Annotated in this window: 11 protein-coding genes; 3 read left to right on the top strand and 8 right to left on the bottom strand. The window is 71.3% G+C overall.

What is annotated here, in order from left to right; all coding sequences use genetic code 11:
- Window positions 1-4,130, bottom strand: a 4,130-nt coding sequence (locus ABIA33_RS10735; protein WP_370079765.1) for a type I polyketide synthase, incomplete at its 3' end; no start/stop codon positions are given.
- Between the two features lie 581 nt (window positions 4,131-4,711).
- Between ABIA33_RS10735 and ABIA33_RS10730 the strand changes: the two genes are divergently transcribed.
- From ABIA33_RS10730 to ABIA33_RS10720, 3 genes are all read left to right on the top strand, one after another.
- Window positions 4,712-7,801 carry an amino acid adenylation domain-containing protein gene (locus ABIA33_RS10730; protein WP_370079763.1) on the top strand — a complete coding sequence of 1,030 codons (3,090 nt, stop codon included), beginning with the start codon at window positions 4,712-4,714 and terminating at the stop codon, window positions 7,799-7,801.
- 161 nt (window positions 7,802-7,962) lie between these two features.
- A complete protein-coding gene (locus ABIA33_RS10725; protein WP_370079760.1) occupies window positions 7,963-9,834 on the top strand; it encodes an AMP-binding protein in 1,872 nt (623 codons plus the stop codon).
- Between the two features lie 74 nt (window positions 9,835-9,908).
- Window positions 9,909-10,367, top strand: coding sequence for a VOC family protein (locus ABIA33_RS10720; protein WP_370079758.1), 459 nt, complete (start codon window positions 9,909-9,911; stop codon window positions 10,365-10,367).
- Between the two features lie 43 nt (window positions 10,368-10,410).
- Here ABIA33_RS10720 and pgm read toward each other — a convergent pair whose 3' ends face one another.
- The 7 genes from pgm to hypA form a co-directional block, all read right to left on the bottom strand.
- Window positions 10,411-12,057 (bottom strand): phosphoglucomutase (alpha-D-glucose-1,6-bisphosphate-dependent), encoded by a 1,647-nt coding sequence (gene pgm, locus ABIA33_RS10715; protein ID WP_370079756.1) that lies wholly within the window; start codon window positions 12,055-12,057, stop codon window positions 10,411-10,413.
- A 257-nt stretch (window positions 12,058-12,314) separates the two neighbouring features.
- A complete protein-coding gene (hypE, locus tag ABIA33_RS10710; RefSeq protein ID WP_370079809.1) occupies window positions 12,315-13,409 on the bottom strand; it encodes a hydrogenase expression/formation protein HypE in 1,095 nt (364 codons plus the stop codon).
- Between the two features lie 58 nt (window positions 13,410-13,467).
- Entirely contained in the window at window positions 13,468-14,592 is a 1,125-nt protein-coding gene (gene hypD / locus ABIA33_RS10705; protein ID WP_370079754.1) for a hydrogenase formation protein HypD, read from the bottom strand.
- Complete coding sequence (locus tag ABIA33_RS10700; protein WP_370079752.1) at window positions 14,589-14,909, bottom strand: HypC/HybG/HupF family hydrogenase formation chaperone; 321 nt, start codon at window positions 14,907-14,909, stop codon at window positions 14,589-14,591. Before ABIA33_RS10700 ends, hypD begins: the two co-directional genes overlap by 4 nt.
- 56 nt (window positions 14,910-14,965) lie before the next feature.
- Window positions 14,966-17,383, bottom strand: coding sequence for a carbamoyltransferase HypF (gene hypF, locus ABIA33_RS10695; protein WP_370079749.1), 2,418 nt, complete (start codon window positions 17,381-17,383; stop codon window positions 14,966-14,968).
- Entirely contained in the window at window positions 17,380-18,189 is an 810-nt protein-coding gene (gene hypB / locus ABIA33_RS10690) for a hydrogenase nickel incorporation protein HypB (RefSeq protein WP_370079747.1), read from the bottom strand. Before hypB ends, hypF begins: the two co-directional genes overlap by 4 nt.
- A gap of 3 nt (window positions 18,190-18,192) precedes the next feature.
- Window positions 18,193-18,585, bottom strand: coding sequence for a hydrogenase maturation nickel metallochaperone HypA (hypA, locus tag ABIA33_RS10685; protein WP_370079745.1), 393 nt, complete (start codon window positions 18,583-18,585; stop codon window positions 18,193-18,195).
- Window positions 18,586-18,672 lie beyond the last annotated feature (87 nt).

Genomic DNA, 18,672 nt, shown 5'->3' with positions numbered 1-18,672 from the left:
AACGCATCCAAAAACGCATTCGCCGCCGCATAATTACCCTGACCCGCACTACCCAACGTCCCCGCCAACGACGAGAACAACACAAACGCAGAAAGGTCCAGATCGGCCGTCAGCTCGTGCAGATGGGCAGCCGCATCCGCCTTGGAACGCAGTACCGTCGCCAACCGCTGCGGCGTCAGACCGTCGACCACACCGTCATCCAGCACACCGGCGGCGTGCACCACCGTGGTCAACGGATACTCGGCGGGCAGCGAAGCCAGCAGTTCGCCGAGCGCAGCGCGGTCGCTGACATCACAGGCAGCAACGGTCACTCGAACACCCAGCGCGATCAGTTCCGCCTCGAGCGCGACGGCCCCATCGGCGTCTCGCCCACGGCGGCTGGTCAACACCAGGTGCTCGACGCCACTGCGAGCCAGCCAGCGAGCGACATGTGCACCAAGTGCGCCCGTTCCGCCGGTCACCAAGGCCGTACCACGCGCGGACCAGCTCTCGACCGGACCGTCATCACCACGCGGAGCACGCACCAAGCGCCGTGCGAACACGCCCGAGGCCCGGATCGCCATCTGGTCCTCGCCGCCAAAGCCACCGAGGGCAGCGGCCAGGCGGTCCAGCGCACGCTCATCGGGCACTGCGGGCAGATCGACGAGGCCGCCCCAGCGCTCGGGGTACTCCTGCGCCACGACCCGACCCAGACCCCACACCTGCGCCTGCACCGGGTCTTCGAGACGGTCGGAGCGGCCTGTCGATACCGCTCCGCGCGTCGCGCACCACAACGGCGCCTCGACGGCGACATCACCCAACGCCTGCACGAGTGCCAGCGTCCCGGTGAGGGAACCCCGTAGCGAGGGGAACTCCGGGTCCCGCGCCTCGTCCAGAGCGAGCAGCGACAGCACACCGTCGATCCGCTGCCCGCTGTCGGGCAGCACGGCGCGCAAGCGATCAGCGAGGTCCGCACGGCCCATCGCCGCCACATCGACCTCGACCTGACGGACCTGGACGCCGTGCAGGGTGAGAGCCTTGGCGGATGCGGCTGACCACTCCCTCTCCGCGTGTCCGGCCGGGATCACGAGTAGCCAGGTCCCCGAAGGTGTTGCCGACGGCGTTGCGGTGATCGGGCGCCAGTTGATCCGGTACCGCCAACCATCCACCGTCGACTGCTCACGACTGCGCCGACGCCACGCCGTCAACGCAGGCAGCACCGCACTCAACGGCTGCTCACCATCAACATCCAACGTCGCCGTCAGCGCATCCAAATCACCGCGCTCCACCACCTCCCAGAACCGCACATCCACCGGATCCAGCACCCCCGGACCCGCAACATCACCCTCACCCCACGCCACCACATTCGGCCAGTACCGCTGACGCTGAAACGCATACGTCGGCAAATCGACACGGCAGGCACCCGAACCCGCGAACAGCGCCCGCCAGTCCACCACCACACCACGCACATACGCCCGAGCCACAGCGGTCGTCAGGGCCTGAACCTCCGGGCGGTCGCCACGCAACACCGGCACGAACACCACCGCGTCGGCATCAGCGTCGGCGTCGGCGTCGGCCAGGCAGTCCTGACCCATCGCGCTCAGAACCCCGTCCGGACCCACCTCCACAAACGTGGCGACACCATCACGCTGCAAAGTCCGTACCGCATCACAAAAGCGCACCGCCTCACGCACATGCCGCACCCAGTACTCCGCCGAGCACAGCTCCTCGGCGGTCGCGACCCGACCCGTCAGCGTCGAGACGATCGGAATACGCGGCGCCTCAAAGACCAGGCCCTCGACCACCCGGCGGAAGTCGGCCAGCATGCCGTCCATCAGCGGCGAGTGAAACGCATGGCTGACCGTCAGCCGCTTGATCTTGCGCCCGTCGGCCGCCAGCAGCGCCGACACCGCCAGCACCGCCTCCTCAACACCCGAGACCACCACCGAGCCGGGCCCATTGACCGCCGCAATGCCCACCTCGGCCCCGCGCCCCACCAACAGCGGCAACACCTCAGCCTCGGACGCCTGCACCGCCACCATCGCACCACCACTCGGCAGCGCCTGCATCAACCGCCCACGCGCCGCAACCAACACAGCCGCATCCGCCAACGACAACACACCCGCCACATGCGCCGCCGCCAACTCACCAATCGAATGCCCAGCCAAAACATCCGGCCGCACACCCCACGCCTCCACCAGACGGAACAACGCCACCTCAACCGCAAACAACGCCGGCTGCGTATAACCCGTCTCATGGATCAGCCCCGCCGCCGCCGTGCCCTCCGCAGCGAACACCACCTCGCGCAACGGCCGGGCCAAATGACCATCCAACTCCGCACACACCGCATCGAACTCCGCCGCGAACACGGGGAACGCCTCATACAACTCACGTCCCATCCCCACCCGCTGGCTGCCCTGCCCAGCGAACAGGAACGCCACCCGGCCTTCACGCGCCGAACCCTGCACCAAAGCGGGGTCGACCCCATCGGCGACCAGTGCGTCCAGCGCCTGGCGTGCTCCGTCCCGGTCGTGCACCATCACGACCGCGCGACGGTCCAGGGCGGATCGGGTCGTCGCCAGTGAATAGCCGACGTCGGCCATGCCGAGATCGGGGTTGGCGTCCAGGTGCGACCGCAGCCGCTCGGCCTGGGCGCGCAGCGACTCGGCGTTCCGGCCCGACAGCAGCCACGGCACGGCGGCGTTCTGCATCCACGAGGTCGAGGGCTCGGCGGAGTCCTGGCCGTCGGTCGTTCCGGCGTCTACCCGTGGTGCCTGTTCCAGGATTGTGTGGGCGTTGGTGCCGCTGAGCCCGAAGGAGGAGACACCGGCGCGGCGGAGCCTACCGGTCTCCGGCCAGGGCATCGTCTCGGTCAGCAGCTCCACGGCGCCAGCCGACCAGTCGACATTCCTCGTCGGCTGATCCACATGCAGACTCTTCGGCAACACCCCGCGCTGCATCGCCATGACCATCTTGATGATCCCGGCGACACCCGCCGCCGCCTGTGTGTGCCCGATGTTCGACTTCAACGAACCCAGCCACAGTGGTGACGCCTCGTCACGGTCCTGGCCGTAGGTGGCCAGCAGCGCCTGCGCCTCGATCGGGTCACCCAGCCTCGTGCCCGTACCGTGCGCCTCCACCGCGTCCACCTGGTCAGGGGTGAGTCCGGCGCTGGCCAGCGCCTGGAGGATGACCCGCTGCTGCGAGGGCCCGTTCGGAGCCGTCAGACCATTGCTCGCACCGTCCTGGTTCACTGCACTGCCGCGCACCACCGCCAGCACCGGATGCCCGTTGCGCCGAGCGTCGGACAGCCGCTCCACCAGCAGCATCCCCGCACCCTCACCCCACCCGGTACCATCCGCAGCATCCGCGAACGGCTTGCACCGACCATCCGCCGCAAGACCCCGCTGCCGACTGAAGTCCACAAAGATGCCCGGGGTGTTCATCACCGTCACGCCACCCGCCAGCGCCAGCGAGCACTCACCGTTGCGCAGCGACTGCACCGCCAGATGCAGGGCCACCAGCGACGAGGAACAGGCCGTGTCGACGGTGACCGCCGGGCCCTCCAGCCCGAGGCTGTAGGCCACCCGGCCCGAGGCCACGCTGGCCGCGTTGCCGGTACCCAGGTAGCCCGAGACGTCGTCCGTGGAGCTGAGGAGCACCGCCAGGTAGTCCTGACCGCTGGTGCCGGCGAATACGCCGGTGCGGCTGCCGCGCACCGACAGCGGATCGATTCCGGCCCGCTCGAAGGCCTCCCACGAGGTCTCCAGCAGCAACCGCTGCTGCGGATCCATCGCCAGCGCCTCACGCGGGCTGATGCCGAACAGGCCGGGGTCGAACTGGGCAAGGTCCTGGATGAAGCCACCCTCGCGGGTGTAGCTCGTGCCCGGGTGTTCCGGGTCCGGGTCGTACAGGGCCTCGACGTCCCAATCCCGGTCGGCCGGGAATTCCCCGACGGCGTCCGCACCGGTGGAGACCAGGCGCCACAGGCCCTCGGGCGAGTCGACACCTCCGGGGAATCGGCAGCTCATTCCGACAATGGCGATCGGTTCCTGGTCCTTGGCCTCGACCTCGCGCAAGCGCAGGCGCGTTTGATGCAGATCGGCCGTTACCCGCTTGAGGTAGCCGCGGAGTGTCTCTTCATTCGCCATTTAATGTGACCTCTTTACGGCTTTTACGGCAGCGAGCGGGTTTCGCGCCCATGGAGTGAGGAGTTTCCGACCGAGCGGCGGGGTGGTGCGGGCAACGTCTCACCTGTGACAGCCGTGAAGCCCCGGACGAACACTGCCCGCGCAGGAGCAGCGTCTTCGCCAGAGGCTTCACGGCGTGCGCACAGGTTTTCCTGGAACGCGCGCAACTTCCGGAATCACGCCGATCCATTTGTGAGCCGCTTGTCTATCAAAAGGTCTTCCAGCGGCACGCTATGAGGGCGCCGCCGGGGTCACAACCCCTAACTGCCCCCTGCCGACCGAGGCATCCGGAACTGGGGTTCCCAGAACGGCAGGACGAGTCATAGCCTCCGAAGTACACCGAGTGCGGACGACGCGCGCGGCGATGCGGCGGTCCGTGGCTATCGGACGCCAGGCGACGGCTCGTCAAAAGCGGTCCTGCCGACAGGTGCGATCAACACGCCACCGGACACGCGTGCCGCAGGGACACTCACGGCTGTGCCGTGCGGCACGACCACGCTCAGCGAACGTTGACAGCACATCGGAAAAGAATGTGGTCACTGATGAGTACTCAGCAAAGCAGCCGGCTTCCGTCCCGAGAGCCAGGAGCGCACGCTCACACCGGACAGCAGCGCTACAGCAGAGCCGTCTCGCCCATGGAGTGGGCGTTCCTGGGCACCCGGCCGGGTCACAGCCTCGTCCAGCACGTCGTGGAGGGCGAAGGGACTCTGCGGGCGGACCAGCTGGCCGCTGCGGTCGCGGTGGCCTCCGAGGCGTCCCCGGGCACCCGGCTGATACGCGAGGGCCAGCGCTGGGTCGACAGCGGCACGGCGCCGGTCCTGCGCGTGCTCGACGGCGGCTCGTCCTACCGCGAGCTCCTCCACTCGCCGGCGCTGCGGACCCCCTTGGGCGCTACGGGCGCTACCGGCGGTACTGACGCGACCTGCGAGGTACTGCTGGTCCCCGGGGAGCCGTCCACCGTCGTCTTCCGCGCGTTCCATGGCGTGACGGACGGGCGCGGCCTGCTGCTGTGGGCCCTCGACGTGTTCCGGGTGCTGCGCGGCGAGGACCCGCTGGGCGCGGCATCGGCGCTGAACCACCACGAGTTGGTGCAGCAGCTGCACCTCCCGGGGGGACTGCCGCCGACTGCTCCGGCAGCTCCGTTGGAGTGGCCCTCCCCGCTCGGCCCGCGGTCCCGGGCGTCGAACGGCCTGCTGTGGCGCCGCCGTTCGGTCGACGGCAGCCATGCCGCGGCGACGGCCAAGGTGGCCGCAGCGCTCGCGGGAGCGTACGGTCCCGGACCGTTCTTCGCCGCCGTCGACCTGCGCCGCCACGACCCCGACCTCCGATCGACGGCGATGCTGGCCCACGGGCTGCGGCTGGACGTCCGGAGCGGTGACGGCTGGCAGCAGGTGCACCAGCAGATGCTCACCGCACTGGCCGAGCACAAGGAACTGGCCATGCCCGTCGCGCCGTGGATCCTGCGGACGCCGCTGCCGCTGATGCGCCTGGCCAATGCGGGCATCGAGCGTGCTGCTACCAGGAAGGGCCGGTACAGCAGCCAGGCCTACATCTCCCACCTCGGGGCCATCGATCTCGCCGACCTCTCCACGGACGACTTCCAGGCGACGACGACCTACGCGTTGGGTGGAACGAGCCCCGGTGGGCCGCCGGAGATCGACCTGGTGGAGAGCGGAGGCCGGACCGAGATCACGCTTGCCTGGCACGACGGCCCCGGTACGGGGCAACGCGCCGACGATCTCCTCGACGTCGTCGAGGAGGCGCTGTCCCCCCGGGAGTACCGGCAGTGGGCGGGTAACCGTACCGAGCGCCCGCTGCCCTCCGAGCACTCGGTGGTCCGGCTCTTCCGGGAGCAGGCCGAGCGGACGCCGCACCGGACGGCGCTCAGCGGGCCGGAGGGCGACGTCACCTATGCGGAGCTGAGCCTCCGCGCGGACGCGGTCGCCGCCGAACTGCGCCGCCTCGGGGCCGGCCCCGGCACCGTCGTGGGACTGCTCGCGGACCGCTCGGTGGCCGCCGTGGCCGGACTGTGGGGAGTGCTGCGGGCAGGGGCTTGCTACCTGCCTCTGGACGCACGGCACCCGGACGCGCGCATCGCCGAGCTCCTGGCGGACGCCGGAAGTGCGTTCTGCCTGGTGCAGCGTCCCTACGAGCAGCGCGAGTGCGTGCCCCCGGGCTGCCGATCACTGATCCTGGACGAGCTCGCCGCGAGTGGCGGGTCGGACGCCGAGTCCTTCCAGGATGCCGCCGTCAGCCCCGGCGATCTGGCCTACATCATCTACACCTCGGGGTCGACCGGCCGACCCAAGGGGGTGCAGATCGAGCACCAGAGCCTGCTCAACTACGTGCACTGGGCGACCCGTGCGTTCGACGTGGACGCGGAGACCCGGCTGCCGCTGCTGACCTCGCCCTCCTTCGACGTCTCGGGCACCTCGGTCTTCCTGCCGCTGCTGGTGGGCGGCGAGGTGGTCCTGCTGCGGGACGACCCCAACCACCTGTCGCTGGGCCGGCTGCTGGAGCACTCGGGCGCCAACGCGCTGAACCTGACGCCGTCTCACCTCGACCTGATCGGGCGGCTCGACCTGGCGCCGACAGGGTTCCGTACCGTGGTAGTGGTGGGCGAGCAGCTCCGGGTGGAGGTCGCCGCCCGAGCCCAGGAGATGTTCGGGCCGAAGTGCCGGATCATCAACCTGTACGGGCCCACCGAGGCGACCATCGGGTGCACCGCGCACACCTTCGACCGGGAGGTGGACGGCGGCAGCGCCGTGGTTCCCATCGGCCTGCCGGCGGACAACACCACGGTGTACCTGCTGGACGGGGAGCGACGGTTCGTCGCCCCCGGTGAGGTCGGCGAGATGTACCTGGGCGGCGCGCAGCTCGCCCGCGGCTACCTCGGCCGCCCCGACCTCGACCGCGAGCGCTTTCCCCGGCTGGCCGACGGCAGCCGCGTCTACCGTACTGGCGACCTGGCCCGGACGCTGCCGTCGGGTGAGATCGAGTTCGTGGGACGCATCGACGACCAGGTCAAGGTGCGCGGGCACCGGGTGGAGCCCGCGGAGGTGGCGCAGGCATTCGAGGACCATCCAGCGGTGGACCGGGCGGTGGTGGTCGCCCGGACCAGGGCCGGCCGGTCCGGTAAGGCCCTGTACGGCTACGTCCTGGCGAACGCACCGGTGACGGCGGACGAGTTGGAGGAGTACGTGGCCTCGCGGCTGCCCGCGTACATGGTGCCCGCCGCCACCGTGGTCGTGCCGGAGCTGCCGTACACGGTGAGCGGGAAGGTGGATGTCCGGGCACTGCCGGACCCGTTCGGCGACGAGCCGGGCACCGCCGAGGACGGCGGGGCCGATCCGAACGCCCCGGTGGATCCCGTGGAGGAGGCGGTGGCCCAGATCTGGGCGCGCACTCTCGGCGTGGAGCGTTCCCGCCTGGACGGCCGCACCGACTTCCATCGGATGGGCGGGGATTCGGTGTCACTCCTGGCGATGCTCGCCGGCGTCTGCCGTGAGGTGCTGGACCCGGGGCAGGAGGACGCCTTCATGGGCGATCTGGCCGGGTTCCTCGGCGAGCCGACGTTGGAGCGGGTGACCGCGCTCATCCAGGAGGCGCTGGCCGAGCGACCTGCGCGCTGAGCGCGGCGGGCGCGGATCCGGCGGTGCCCGGCGCGGGCGGCGCGGGCGGCGCGGGCGGCGCGGGGTCGGTGACCGCAGGCGGTCTTGTGCGCGCGGTCGAGGGGCGGTATCAACTCACCTAGCTGACGGATCGTCAGATTCCTGCCGCTGGGGGTGCCGCCATGCCCGGAGCCGAACCTCGACCCGCCGAACGATCCCGACCCCGCCCCCGACCGGCCCCCGCCGCAGGCGGCCCACCCACACTGGTCGACGCCGTCCTCGCGCAGCGCGGACGGCACCGTCCCGGCCTGGTCGGCGACGGCTTCAGCTACACCCACGACCAGGTGTTCCGGGCCGCCTGCTCCCGCGCGTCCCTGCTCGCGGAGACCCTCGCCCGCGCCGACCCCGCCGCCTGCCCCCATGTCGGCCTGCTGCTCGACAACACTCCCGAGTACGTCCTCTGGCTCCAGGCCTGCGCCCTCGCCGGGGCGACCGCAGTCGGCATCAACCCCACCCGACGCGGCCCCGACCTGCTCCGCGACATCCGGCACACCGACTGCGCCCTGATCGTCACCGAGCAGCGCCGGCTACCGCTGCTGGACGGTCTGGAGCTGCCCATGCCCGTCTGGGTCAGCGACAGCCCCGGCTACGGCGAACTCCTCACCGACCACCGCGACTCCGGACCACCCGCCGTCCTGCCTACTCCCGGCACCCGGATGCTGCTGACTTTCACCTCGGGATCGACCGGCGCACCGAAGGCGGTCATCTGCAGCCAGCAACGACTCGCCCGTGCCGGGGACAAGCTGCGCGAGCAGTTCGCGCTCACCGCCGAGGACACCGGCTACGCCTGCATGCCGCTGTTCCACGGAAACGCCACCATGGCCCTGTGGGCACCGCTGCTCCTGGCCGGCGGCACCGTCGCCCTGCGCCGCAGCTTCTCCGCCACCGCGTTCCTGGCCGACGTCCGCGCCTACGGGGCCGGCTACTTCACCTACGTCGGCCGCGCCGTGTCCTACGTGCTGGCCACCGAGCCGCATCGGGACGACGCCGACAGCCCGCTGCGGCTCGGCTTCGGCACCGAGGCCGGCGCGGTGGACGCCGACCGCTTCGAGCGGCGCTTCGGCTGCCGACTGGTCGAGGGCTACGGCTCCTCGGAGGGCGGCTGCAACCTGCAGCAGGACCCGGCGGCGCCGGCCGGCGCGGTCGGCCGCGCGGGCTCCGGTCCCAACGACGACCTGGCCGTGGTCGACCCCGCGACCGGGGCCGAGCTGCCCCGCTCCCGCTTCGACGCCGCCGGTCGGCTCGTCAACGGGGCCGAGGCCATCGGGGAGCTGGTCAACCGCACAGCGCGGGCCGGCTTCGAGGGCTACTGGCGCAACCCGGTGGCGGCCGCGCAGCGGGTCAGGGACGGCTGGTACTGGACCGGCGACCTGTTCCACCGCGACGAAGAGGGATGGTTCCACTTCGCCGGGCGCAGCGCCGACTGGCTCCGCGTGGACAGCGAGAACCTGTCCGTCGCCGACATCGAGAACATCCTGCTCCGCTGGGGGGCTGCCGAGGCGGTGGCGGTCTACGCCGTCCCCGACCCGGTAGCCGGGGACCAGGTCATGGCGGCCGTCCAGCTCCGGCCCGGATGGGCGGCGCCGCCGCAGGCCGCGACGGAGGGAGCGACGGAGGGGGCGACGGCGACGACGAGGGAGTCGGCGGCGGAGGCGTCACTCGCCGCGTCGCTCGCCGAGTTCCTGGCCTCCCAGCCGGACCTGGGGACCAAGATGCCGCCCCGCTTCGTGCGCTTCGTGCCCCGAATGCCGGCCACCGCCACGCACAAGACCGACAAGACCACCCTGCGCGTCCAGCGCTGGACCACCGAGGACCTCGTCCTGTGGCGGCCCTACGGGCGCGCCGGCGGCGCCCCGCTCGCGTACCGCCCGCTGACCGCCGACGACGTCGGGGCCCTCCACGCCCGGTTCGCCGAACAGGGACGCTCCGAGCTGATCGCGACACCGCCCGACCCGGCGGACGCCCGAGCGGCCGTCCCGGAGGAGATGCTGTAGTAAGGGAGACGCTGTATTGAGGGGTCAGCGCCGGACGTGACCTGCTGACCGACCGCACCCCTGTGGAGGAATCCATGACCACCAGGCTGACCCAGGCCCGCTGGACCCACGTGGCCCTGCCGACCGGTGACCTCGACAAGGCGATCGAGTTCTACACCTCCCTCACCCCGCTCGTGGTCGTCGAGCGGTTCCGGGACGCCGCGGGCGAGAGTGCCTGGCTCTCCAACGACAAGCAGTCGGAAACGCCTATGGTGCTGGTCCTCGTCTCGTTTGACCAGGACAGGGGCGGGCGGCTCGGGCTGCTCACGCCGTTCGCGCACATCGGCATCGAGGTGCCTCGGCGCGGCGACGTCGACGCCCTGGCCGAGCGCGCGCGGGAACGGGGCTGCCTGCACTGGGAGCCCCAGGACGTTCCCGGCCCGGTGGGCTACGTCTGCGCACTGAAGGATCCCGACGGCAACGTCGTCGAGATCTCGCACAACCAGAAGGTGTTCGACACGGTGCGCCGGCTCTGGGCCGTTCCGGACGACTGACGCCCGCCCCGACGCCCGCCCCGACGCCCGCCGTCCCGCGCCGTCAGCCGACGCCGCCGAGGACCGTGGAGACCAGCTGCCGTGCCTCCTCCTGCACGCGGGCGAGGTGGTCGGGCCCCTGGAAGCTCTCCGCGTAGATCTTGTAGACGTCCTCGGTGCCGGACGGGCGGGCGGCGAACCAGGCGCTGTCGGTGCAGACCTTCAACCCGCCGATGGCGGCGTCGTTTCCGGGGGCGCGGGTCAGGACCGCGGTGATCGGCTCGCCGGCCAGCTCGCCCGCGGAGACCTGCTCGGGCGAGAGCGCGGCGAGGGCGGCCTTCTGCTCACGCGTCGCAGGCGCGTCGACGCGGGCGTAGGCGGGTGCGCCGAACCGGTCGGTGAGGGCGGCGTAGTGCTCGGAGGGCGTCCGGCCGGTCACCGCGATGATCTCGGAGGCCAGCAGCGCGAGCAGGATGCCGTCCTTGTCGGTGGTCCACGGGCTGCCGTCGCGGCGCAGGAAGGAGGCCCCGGCGGACTCCTCGCCGCCGAACGCCACATCGCCGGAGATCAGCCCGTCGACGAACCACTTGAAGCCGACGGGCACCTCCACCAGGTCGCGCCCGAGGTCGGCCGCGACCCGGTCGATCATCGAGGAGGAGACCAGCGTCTTCCCGATGCCCGCGGCCTTCGGCCACTCCTCGCGATGGGCGTAGAGGTAGGAGATGGCGACAGCCAGGTAGTGGTTGGGGTTCATCAGGCCCGCGTCGGGCGTGACGATGCCGTGCCGGTCGGCGTCGGCGTCGTTGCCGGTGGCGACCTGGTAGGCGGCGCGCTGCTCGATGAGCGAGGCCATGGCGTAGGGCGAGGAGCAGTCCATCCGGATCTTCCCGTCCCAGTCCAGCGTCATGAACCGCCAGGTGGGGTCGGTCTCGGGGTTGACCACGGTGAGGTCGAGGCGGTGCTCCTCGGCGATGCGGCCCCAGTAGGCGACGGAGGCGCCGCCGAGCGGGTCGGCACCGATCCGCACGCCCGCGGCACGCACCGCCTGCAGGTCCAGGACGTTCGGCAGGTCCGCGACGTAGGAGCCGAGGAAGTCGAACCGCTGGGTGGTCTCGGCGTTCAGGGCGCGGGTGTAGGGCATCCGCCTGACCTCCGCGAGGCCCTTCTCGATCAGCTCGTTGGCGCGGTCCTGGATCCAGGAGGTCGCCTCCGAGCCGGCGGGGCCGCCGTGCGGGGGGTTGTACTTGAATCCGCCGTCGGCGGGCGGGTTGTGCGAGGGCGTGACCACGATGCCGTCGGCGAGACCCGAGGTGCGGCCGCGGTTGCGGGAGAGGATGGCGTGCGAGACGGCAGGGGTGGGCGTCCAGCCGTCCTGGGCGTCGATCAGGACGGTGACACCGTTCGCGGCGAGGACCTCCAGCGCGGTCGCCCGGGCCGGCTCGGACAGCGCATGGGGGTCGATGCCGAGGAACAGCGGCCCGGTGGTGCCCTGCCTCGCGCGGTAGTCGCAGATCGCCTGGGAGGTGGCGGCGATGTGTGCCTCGTTGAAGGCCGTGGCGAGCGAGGAGCCCCGGTGGCCGGAGGTGCCGAAGGCGACCCGCTGTCCGGGATCGGAGAGGTCCGGCGTCAGCGTGTAGTACGCCGTCACCAGCCGGGCCACGTCCACCAGGTCCTTCGGCTGCGCCGGCTGGCCGGCACGCTCGTGCACCATCGTCACTCCTCAGTCTTCGTCGTCCGGTCGGCGGAACCCTGGTGAGCGGCCGCCCCTGCGATCCATTCCCCGAGAACTGCCCCTTGACCGTGTTGCCGCAGCTGGATTGCTCACACCCGGTCCACCGTAGGTCACAGCGCTTCCCGGGACGAAGGCGGTTCCCCCACGGCTGGCGGCAGAGCCCGCTACGCGAACTGACGCCGCGGAGGTTTCCCGCGGCGTCACCTGTGGTCGGCGGCTCGGCTCCGCCGAGCAGCTCAGCAGATCCGGGGAAGCAACTCGCCGATCGGCAGGTCGACCACGCGCGTGCCGCCGAGCCCGGTCCTGGCGACCACCATGCCGGGGTGCTCCTGGACGGCTTCGCCGATCACGCACGCGTCCGCGCCCAGCGGATGGGAGCGCATCGCGGCGAGTACCGCGTCCGCGTGCTCGCGCGGCACGAACCCGACGAGCTTTCCCTCGTTGGCCACGTACATGGGGTCGAGCCCGAGGATGGCGCAGGCGTTCGCCACGGGCTGCGGGACAGGGATGCTGCGTTCGTGGACGACGACGCCGGCACCGGAGGCCACCGCGATCTCGTTGAGAGCGGCGGCCAGGCCGCCGCGGGTGGGGTCGCGCAGGACGTGCAGATCGGGGGTGACGGCCAGCATGGCGTCCACCAGGCCGCCCAGGGCCGCGCAGTCGCTCTCGACCTCGACCTCGAACTCCAGGCCCTCGCGGACGCTCATGACGGCGACGCCGTGGACGCCGATCGCACCGCTGACGATCACGACGTCGCCGGGGACGACCCGCTGCGGGCGCAGGTCCACTCCGGCGGGGATCAGGCCGATGCCGGCGGTGTTGATGAAGACGCCGTCACCGTGTCCGGCCTCGACCACCTTGGTGTCCCCGGTCGCCACCTCAACGCCGGCGGCCCGCGCGGCGGCGCCCAGCGCTTCGGCGACCCGGGCGAGGACCGACATCTCGACGCCCTCCTCCAGGATGAAGCCGCAGGACAGGTAGGCGGCCCTGGCGCCGCTCATGGCGAGGTCGTTGACGGTGCCGTTGACGGCGAGATCGCCGATGCTGCCGCCGGGGAAGAACAGCGGCCGGACCACGAAGGAGTCGGTGGAGAAGGCCAGCCGGGCTCCGCCCAGTGAGACCACCGCGGCGTCGCCGAGTTGGGACAGCACCTCGCCGCCGAAGGCGGGCGCGAAGATGTGCTGAACGAGTTCGGCGGACATCGCGCCCCCGCCGCCGTGGCCCATGACCACGCGGGGCTGGTCGCGCAGGGGGGCCGGGCAGGTCCATGCCGCCAGGTCCGGTGCCGGGTCCAGCGCCGGGTCCGGCGCCGGCCCCGGTGCCAGGTCCAGCGAGAGCGCGAGGTCGCGTGCGGCGGGAGCCACGGCATGGGGGGACGCTTCGGTGATCTCAGGCAACGGGGCTCGCCTCCAGGCGTGCGGGGGCGACATCGAGCCGCCGGTACAGGTAGTACGCCGCGCACGCGCCCTCGCTGGAGACCATCGTGGCGCCGAGCGGGTTGCGCGGGGTGCAGGTGGTGCCGAACGCCTCGCACTCGTGCGGCTTGAGCAGGCCCTGCAGAACCTCGCCGCTGCGGCACGCGGCAGGCTCCAGCGTCCGGATGCCGGTCACCGAGAATCGGTGCTCGGCGTCGAACTCGCGGTACCGGGGCGACAGCTGCCAGCCGCTGTCGGGAATCACGCCGATGCCGCGCCAGGCCCGGTCGGTGACCTCGAAGACGTCCTCCAGCATGGCCTTGGCCGCGGGATTGCCCTCCGGCCGGACGGCGCGCGGGTAGGCGTTGTCCACGGTGTGCTCGCCGCGCTCCAGTTGCTGCACCGCCCGACGGACGCCTTCCAGGATGTCCAGCGGTTCGAATCCGGTCACCACGATGGGAACCCGGTGTCGGTCCGCCAGTTCGGGGTACTCGCTGGTGCCCATCACACTGCACACGTGACCGGCGGCCAGGAACGCCTGCACCCGGCAGCTCGGGGAGCGCATGATGGCCTCGATCGCCGGAGGCACCCGCACATGCGACACCAGCAGGCTGAAGTTCGCGATGCCGAGCCTGCGGGCCTGGTAGACCGTCATCGCGTTGGGCGGGGCGGTGGTCTCGAATCCGATGCCGAAGAACACCACCTGCTTCTGCGGGTTCTGCTGGGCGATCCGCAGCGCGTCGAGCGGGGAGTACACGACCCGGACGTCGCCACCCTCGCTGCGGACCCGGAACAGATCGCGGCCGGTGCCGGGGACGCGGAGCATGTCGCCGAAGGAGCAGAAGATCACCCCCGGACGGGAGGCGATCTCCAATGCTTTGTCGATCACCTCCAGCGGGGTGACGCAGACCGGGCAGCCGGGGCCGTGGATCAACTCCACCTCGTCCGGCAGCAGTTGGTCGATCCCGTGCCGGATGATGGTGTGGGTCTGGCCCCCGCAGACCTCCATCAGTGCCCAGGGCCTGGTCACGGTGGCGTGGATCTCGTCCAGCAGGCGCCGGGCCAGCTCAGGGTCCTGGAACTCCTCGATGTACTTCACTGCTTCGCCTCCGGTGCGGTGTCGCCGTCCTCGGTCCACGGGTAGCCGTTGTCTCGCGCGGCCAGTTCCCAGGGGTCGCCGAACTCCTCCTGAAGCATTCCGAGGGTGGCGAACAGCTCGAGAGTCTGCCGGGCCGACTCCTCGTCGAGGCGCTGCAGGGCGAACCCCACGTGCACGATGGCGTACTCGCCGACCCGCAGGTCCGGCAGGTACTCCAGGCACACCTCCTTGACCACTCCGCCGAAGTCGACGGTGGCCATCCGGGTGCCGTCCCGTTCCTCGATCTCCAGTACTTTGCCGGGTACCGCCAGGCACATGTGACTCTCCTCAACTGTGGGTGGGTTCCGTGCGTTCGGCTCAGCTCAGGCGTCTCTCAGGTCGCGGGTGGTCCCACCGTCCGTCCGGCGACCATGAGCTGACCGAGTGCCAGACCTCCGTCGTTCGGCGGGATGTGACGGTGGCGCAGGACGGTGAAGCCGTCCCGGCGCAGGGCGGAGGCGCAGGATGCCGAAAGCAGGGTGTTCGCGAACACGCCTCCGGTCAGCGCGACGGTCTCCAGTCCGTGCTGCTCGCGGGCGGCAACGCAGATCCGGAGGACGAGTAGGGCCACGGCCGCGTGGAAGCGGGCCGCGATCACGGCCTTGCCGGTGCCCGCACGCACATCGGCGACGACCGCCGCCAGCACCGGCGCCGGGTCGGCGATCAGTGCCGCGGAGGGGTCGTCCTGTGGTCGGGGCCGGAGCGCGAAGGCGTAGCCGGGCCCTTCGTCGTCCGCGGCCTGCAGTGCGGCGGCTTCGAGTTCGATCGCGGCCTGGGCTTCGTACCCGGCGAGGTGGCACACGCCGGCGAGTGAGGAGACCGCGTCGAAGAGGCGCCCCATGCTGGACGTGGGAACGCAGTTGAGGTCCCGCTCCAACTGGCGTGCGAGCAGCCGCCGTTCGTCCTGCGGGCAGGCTACGGTGCAGGGCAGGTCCGGCGTCCAGGCGAGGCCGGCCGCGCTCAGGTGGGCCAGGGCCATGCGGTAGGGGCGCTGCACGGCGACATCGCCACCGGGCAGCGGTACGTAGGCCAGGTGGGCGAACCGCCGGTATCCGTCGTAGTCCGCCAGCAGGGTCTCTCCGCCCCAGACGGCTCCGTCGTCCCCGTAGCCTGTGCCGTCGAAGGCGATGCCGATCACCTGCAGGCTGCCGTCCAGGCCGTGTTCGGCCATCGCTGCTGCCACGTGGGCGTGGTGGTGTTGCACCCGCACCAGGGGCCTCCCGGCGCGATGGCGCTCGGCCCACTGGCCGGACCGGTAGCGCGGGTGGCGGTCGGCGGAGAGAAGTTCGGGGCGCACCCCCGTGGTCGACTCGAGCTGCTCCTCGGCGCGTTCGAAGGCGTGCTGAGTGGCCAGGTCGTCCATGTCCCCGATGTGAGCGGAGAGCCAGGCGTGTCGCCCCTCGCCGAGGCAGAAGGCGTTCTTGAGATCTCCCCCCACCGCGAGCGCCGGCCGGACCGGAAGCGGCAGTGTGACCGGGAGCGGGGCGTAACCGCGCGAGCGGCGCAGCGTCAAGGGGGCGCCGTCGCAGACGCGCACCACTGAGTCGTCGCAGGGCACATGGATCGGGCGGTCGTGGGTGAGCCACGCGTCGGCGAGGTGCTCCAGCCGGTCGAGCGCCTCGGTGTCGTCCGTGACGATCGGTTCGCCGGAGAGGTTTCCGCTGGTCATCACGAGGAGGCGGGGGCCCGCCGGATCACCGGGGAGGCCGAGCAGGAGGTGGTGCAGCGGCGTGTAGGGGAGCATGAAGCCGAGGTCGGGGCTGCCCGGGGCGACGTCGGCTGCGAGTGACGCCGTGTCAGGATGCCTGCGCAGCAGGACGATCGGTCGGACCTGGCCGGTGAGCAGGGTGCGTTCTTCGGCGCCGACGTGCGCGAGGCGCTGGATGTCGGCGAGGTCGCGCGCCATCAGCGCGAACGGTTTGTCGCCACGGGCCTTGCGCTGCCGCAGCAGCGCGACCGCGGTCGGGTTGGTCGCGTCGCAGGCCAGGTGGTAGCCGCCGATGCCCTTGACGGCGAGGATCGAACCGGCGGCGATGAGTCCGCGTGCCGCCGCGACCGGGTCGCGGCTCGGCCCCGGTTCGGGCCGCGGTGGGGAACCGGGGTGGGCGAGGAGAAGGCGCAGGCGCGGACCGCAGGCGTGGCAGGCGACGGGTTGGGCGTGGAAGCGCCGGTCGGCCGGATCGGTGTACTCCCGCGAGCAGTCGGAGCACATCGGGAAGCGCGCCATCGTGGTGTGGTCCCGGTCGTAGGGAAGGCCGGTCACGATGGTGAAGCGCGGTCCGCAGTTGGTGCAGGTGATGAACGGGTGCCGGTACCGGCGGTCGGCGGGGTCGGCGAGTTCGGCGAGGCACGCACCGCAGGTCGCTACGTCCGGCGAGACGAGCGTGGCGGCCGGTCCGCCGCCACTGGAGGCGAGGATCGCGAAGCCGGACCCTCCGGCGGCGTCCACCGGGTGATGGTCGACGGACTCCACCAGCGCGAGCGGCGGCGCGTCGTCGGCGATGCGGGTGCAGAAGAGGGCGACGGCGCTCGGTGTGCCCTCGACTTCCGCGACGACGCCCTCGGCGGTGTTGGTCACATGCCCGACGAGGCCGAGGCCGGTGGCCAGCGTATATACGAAGGGCCTGAAGCCCACGCCCTGGACGACTCCTCGGACGACGACCCTGCGCCGCTGCACCACCGTGTCGGCGACGACGGTGTCAGCGAGGACCGCGGCGGCGAGGACCGCGCCCGTACCGGGGTGGCCGGTCACGGGCGCTGCTGCGGCGCAGGTGCCGGCGCAGAGGCGTGCTGGTGGTCGCGCTGCGGGTCGTGCGCGTGGTCGTGGACGTGGGTGCGACCGCGGTCGTCGTCGTGGTGGTGGTCCTGGTGCTGCCGGGTCATCACCGGGCTGTGTACGGGAGCGCCGTCCGCGACGGCGAGCGCCCGCTCGAGCAGGGCACCGGATCCGGTTCCGTTCCTGGCGGAGGTCAGCAGCACCTCGACGCCGGGGTTGACCTGCTCGACGTGCCTGCGGAACGCCGCCTCGTCGAAGTCGACGGCGCCGGCGATGTCGGTCTTGGTCACCACCACCAGGTTGGCCAGGCCGAACGCAGTGGGGTACTTGAGCGGCTTGTCCTCGCCCTCGGTCACCGAGGCGAGTGCGACCCGGAGGGACTCGCCGAGGTCGTACGAGGCGGGACAGACCAGGTTGCCAACGTTCTCGACGAACAGCAGCCGGGTGTCGTCGGGCAACCACCCGTCGAGATGACCGCCGAGCATTCCGGCTTCCAGGTGGCAGAGTCCGTCGGTGAGCACCTGCTTGACCGGGACTCCGGAACGGGCCAGGCGTACCGCGTCGTTCTCGGTCGCCAGGTCGGCGGTCAGTGCGGCGACCGGGACCCCGCGCCTGCGGGCGACTACCAGTTCCTGTTCGAGCAGGGCCGTCTTCCCGCTGCCCGGACTGGAGAGCAGGTTGATCACGATGGTGCCCCGGGCTGCGAGCCCGGCTCGCAACCGGTGGGCGCAGGCGTCGTTCTTGGCGAGTACCGCCTGCTGCAGGTCGACCACACGGCACATGGTTCAGCGCTCCTCGTGGATCGGTTCGCGGATGGGTGCGCGCGTCGGGTCGTCCTCCCACTGCACGCTGACGATCTGCAGTTCACGGCCCGAGAGCAGTTCGGTGGTGGCCGCGCCGCACACCGGGCAGCACAGATCCGGGGGCATGCCCACGGCCCATTCGCCGGAGCACGGCTCGCATCGGGCACGGGCCGGCACGGCCTCGGTGACCAGTTCGGCCCCTTCCAGCACCGTTCCGGCGCAGGCCAGGTTGAAGCAGAAGGCGAGTGAGTCAGGGACGACGCCGGCGAGTTCACCCACCCGCAGCCGGACGCACCGCACGGCCGAGGCTCCTGCGGCCTCGGCCGCCTCCTCCACCTGGCCGATGACGGCCAGTGCGATGGACATCTCGTGCATCGGTCTCTTCCTGACGCGCCGGTCCGCTCGGCTTCATTACAGGTCGGTGCTGAGGTGATTGCGGACTGCCACGCCGCCGCGCCGTGC

This window comes from Streptacidiphilus sp. MAP12-16 (genome assembly GCF_041262165.1).
GTDB lineage: Bacteria > Actinomycetota > Actinomycetes > Streptomycetales > Streptomycetaceae > Streptacidiphilus.
Note: the sequence above shows the minus strand (reverse complement) of the source record. Positions and strands in the feature narration are given on the sequence as shown.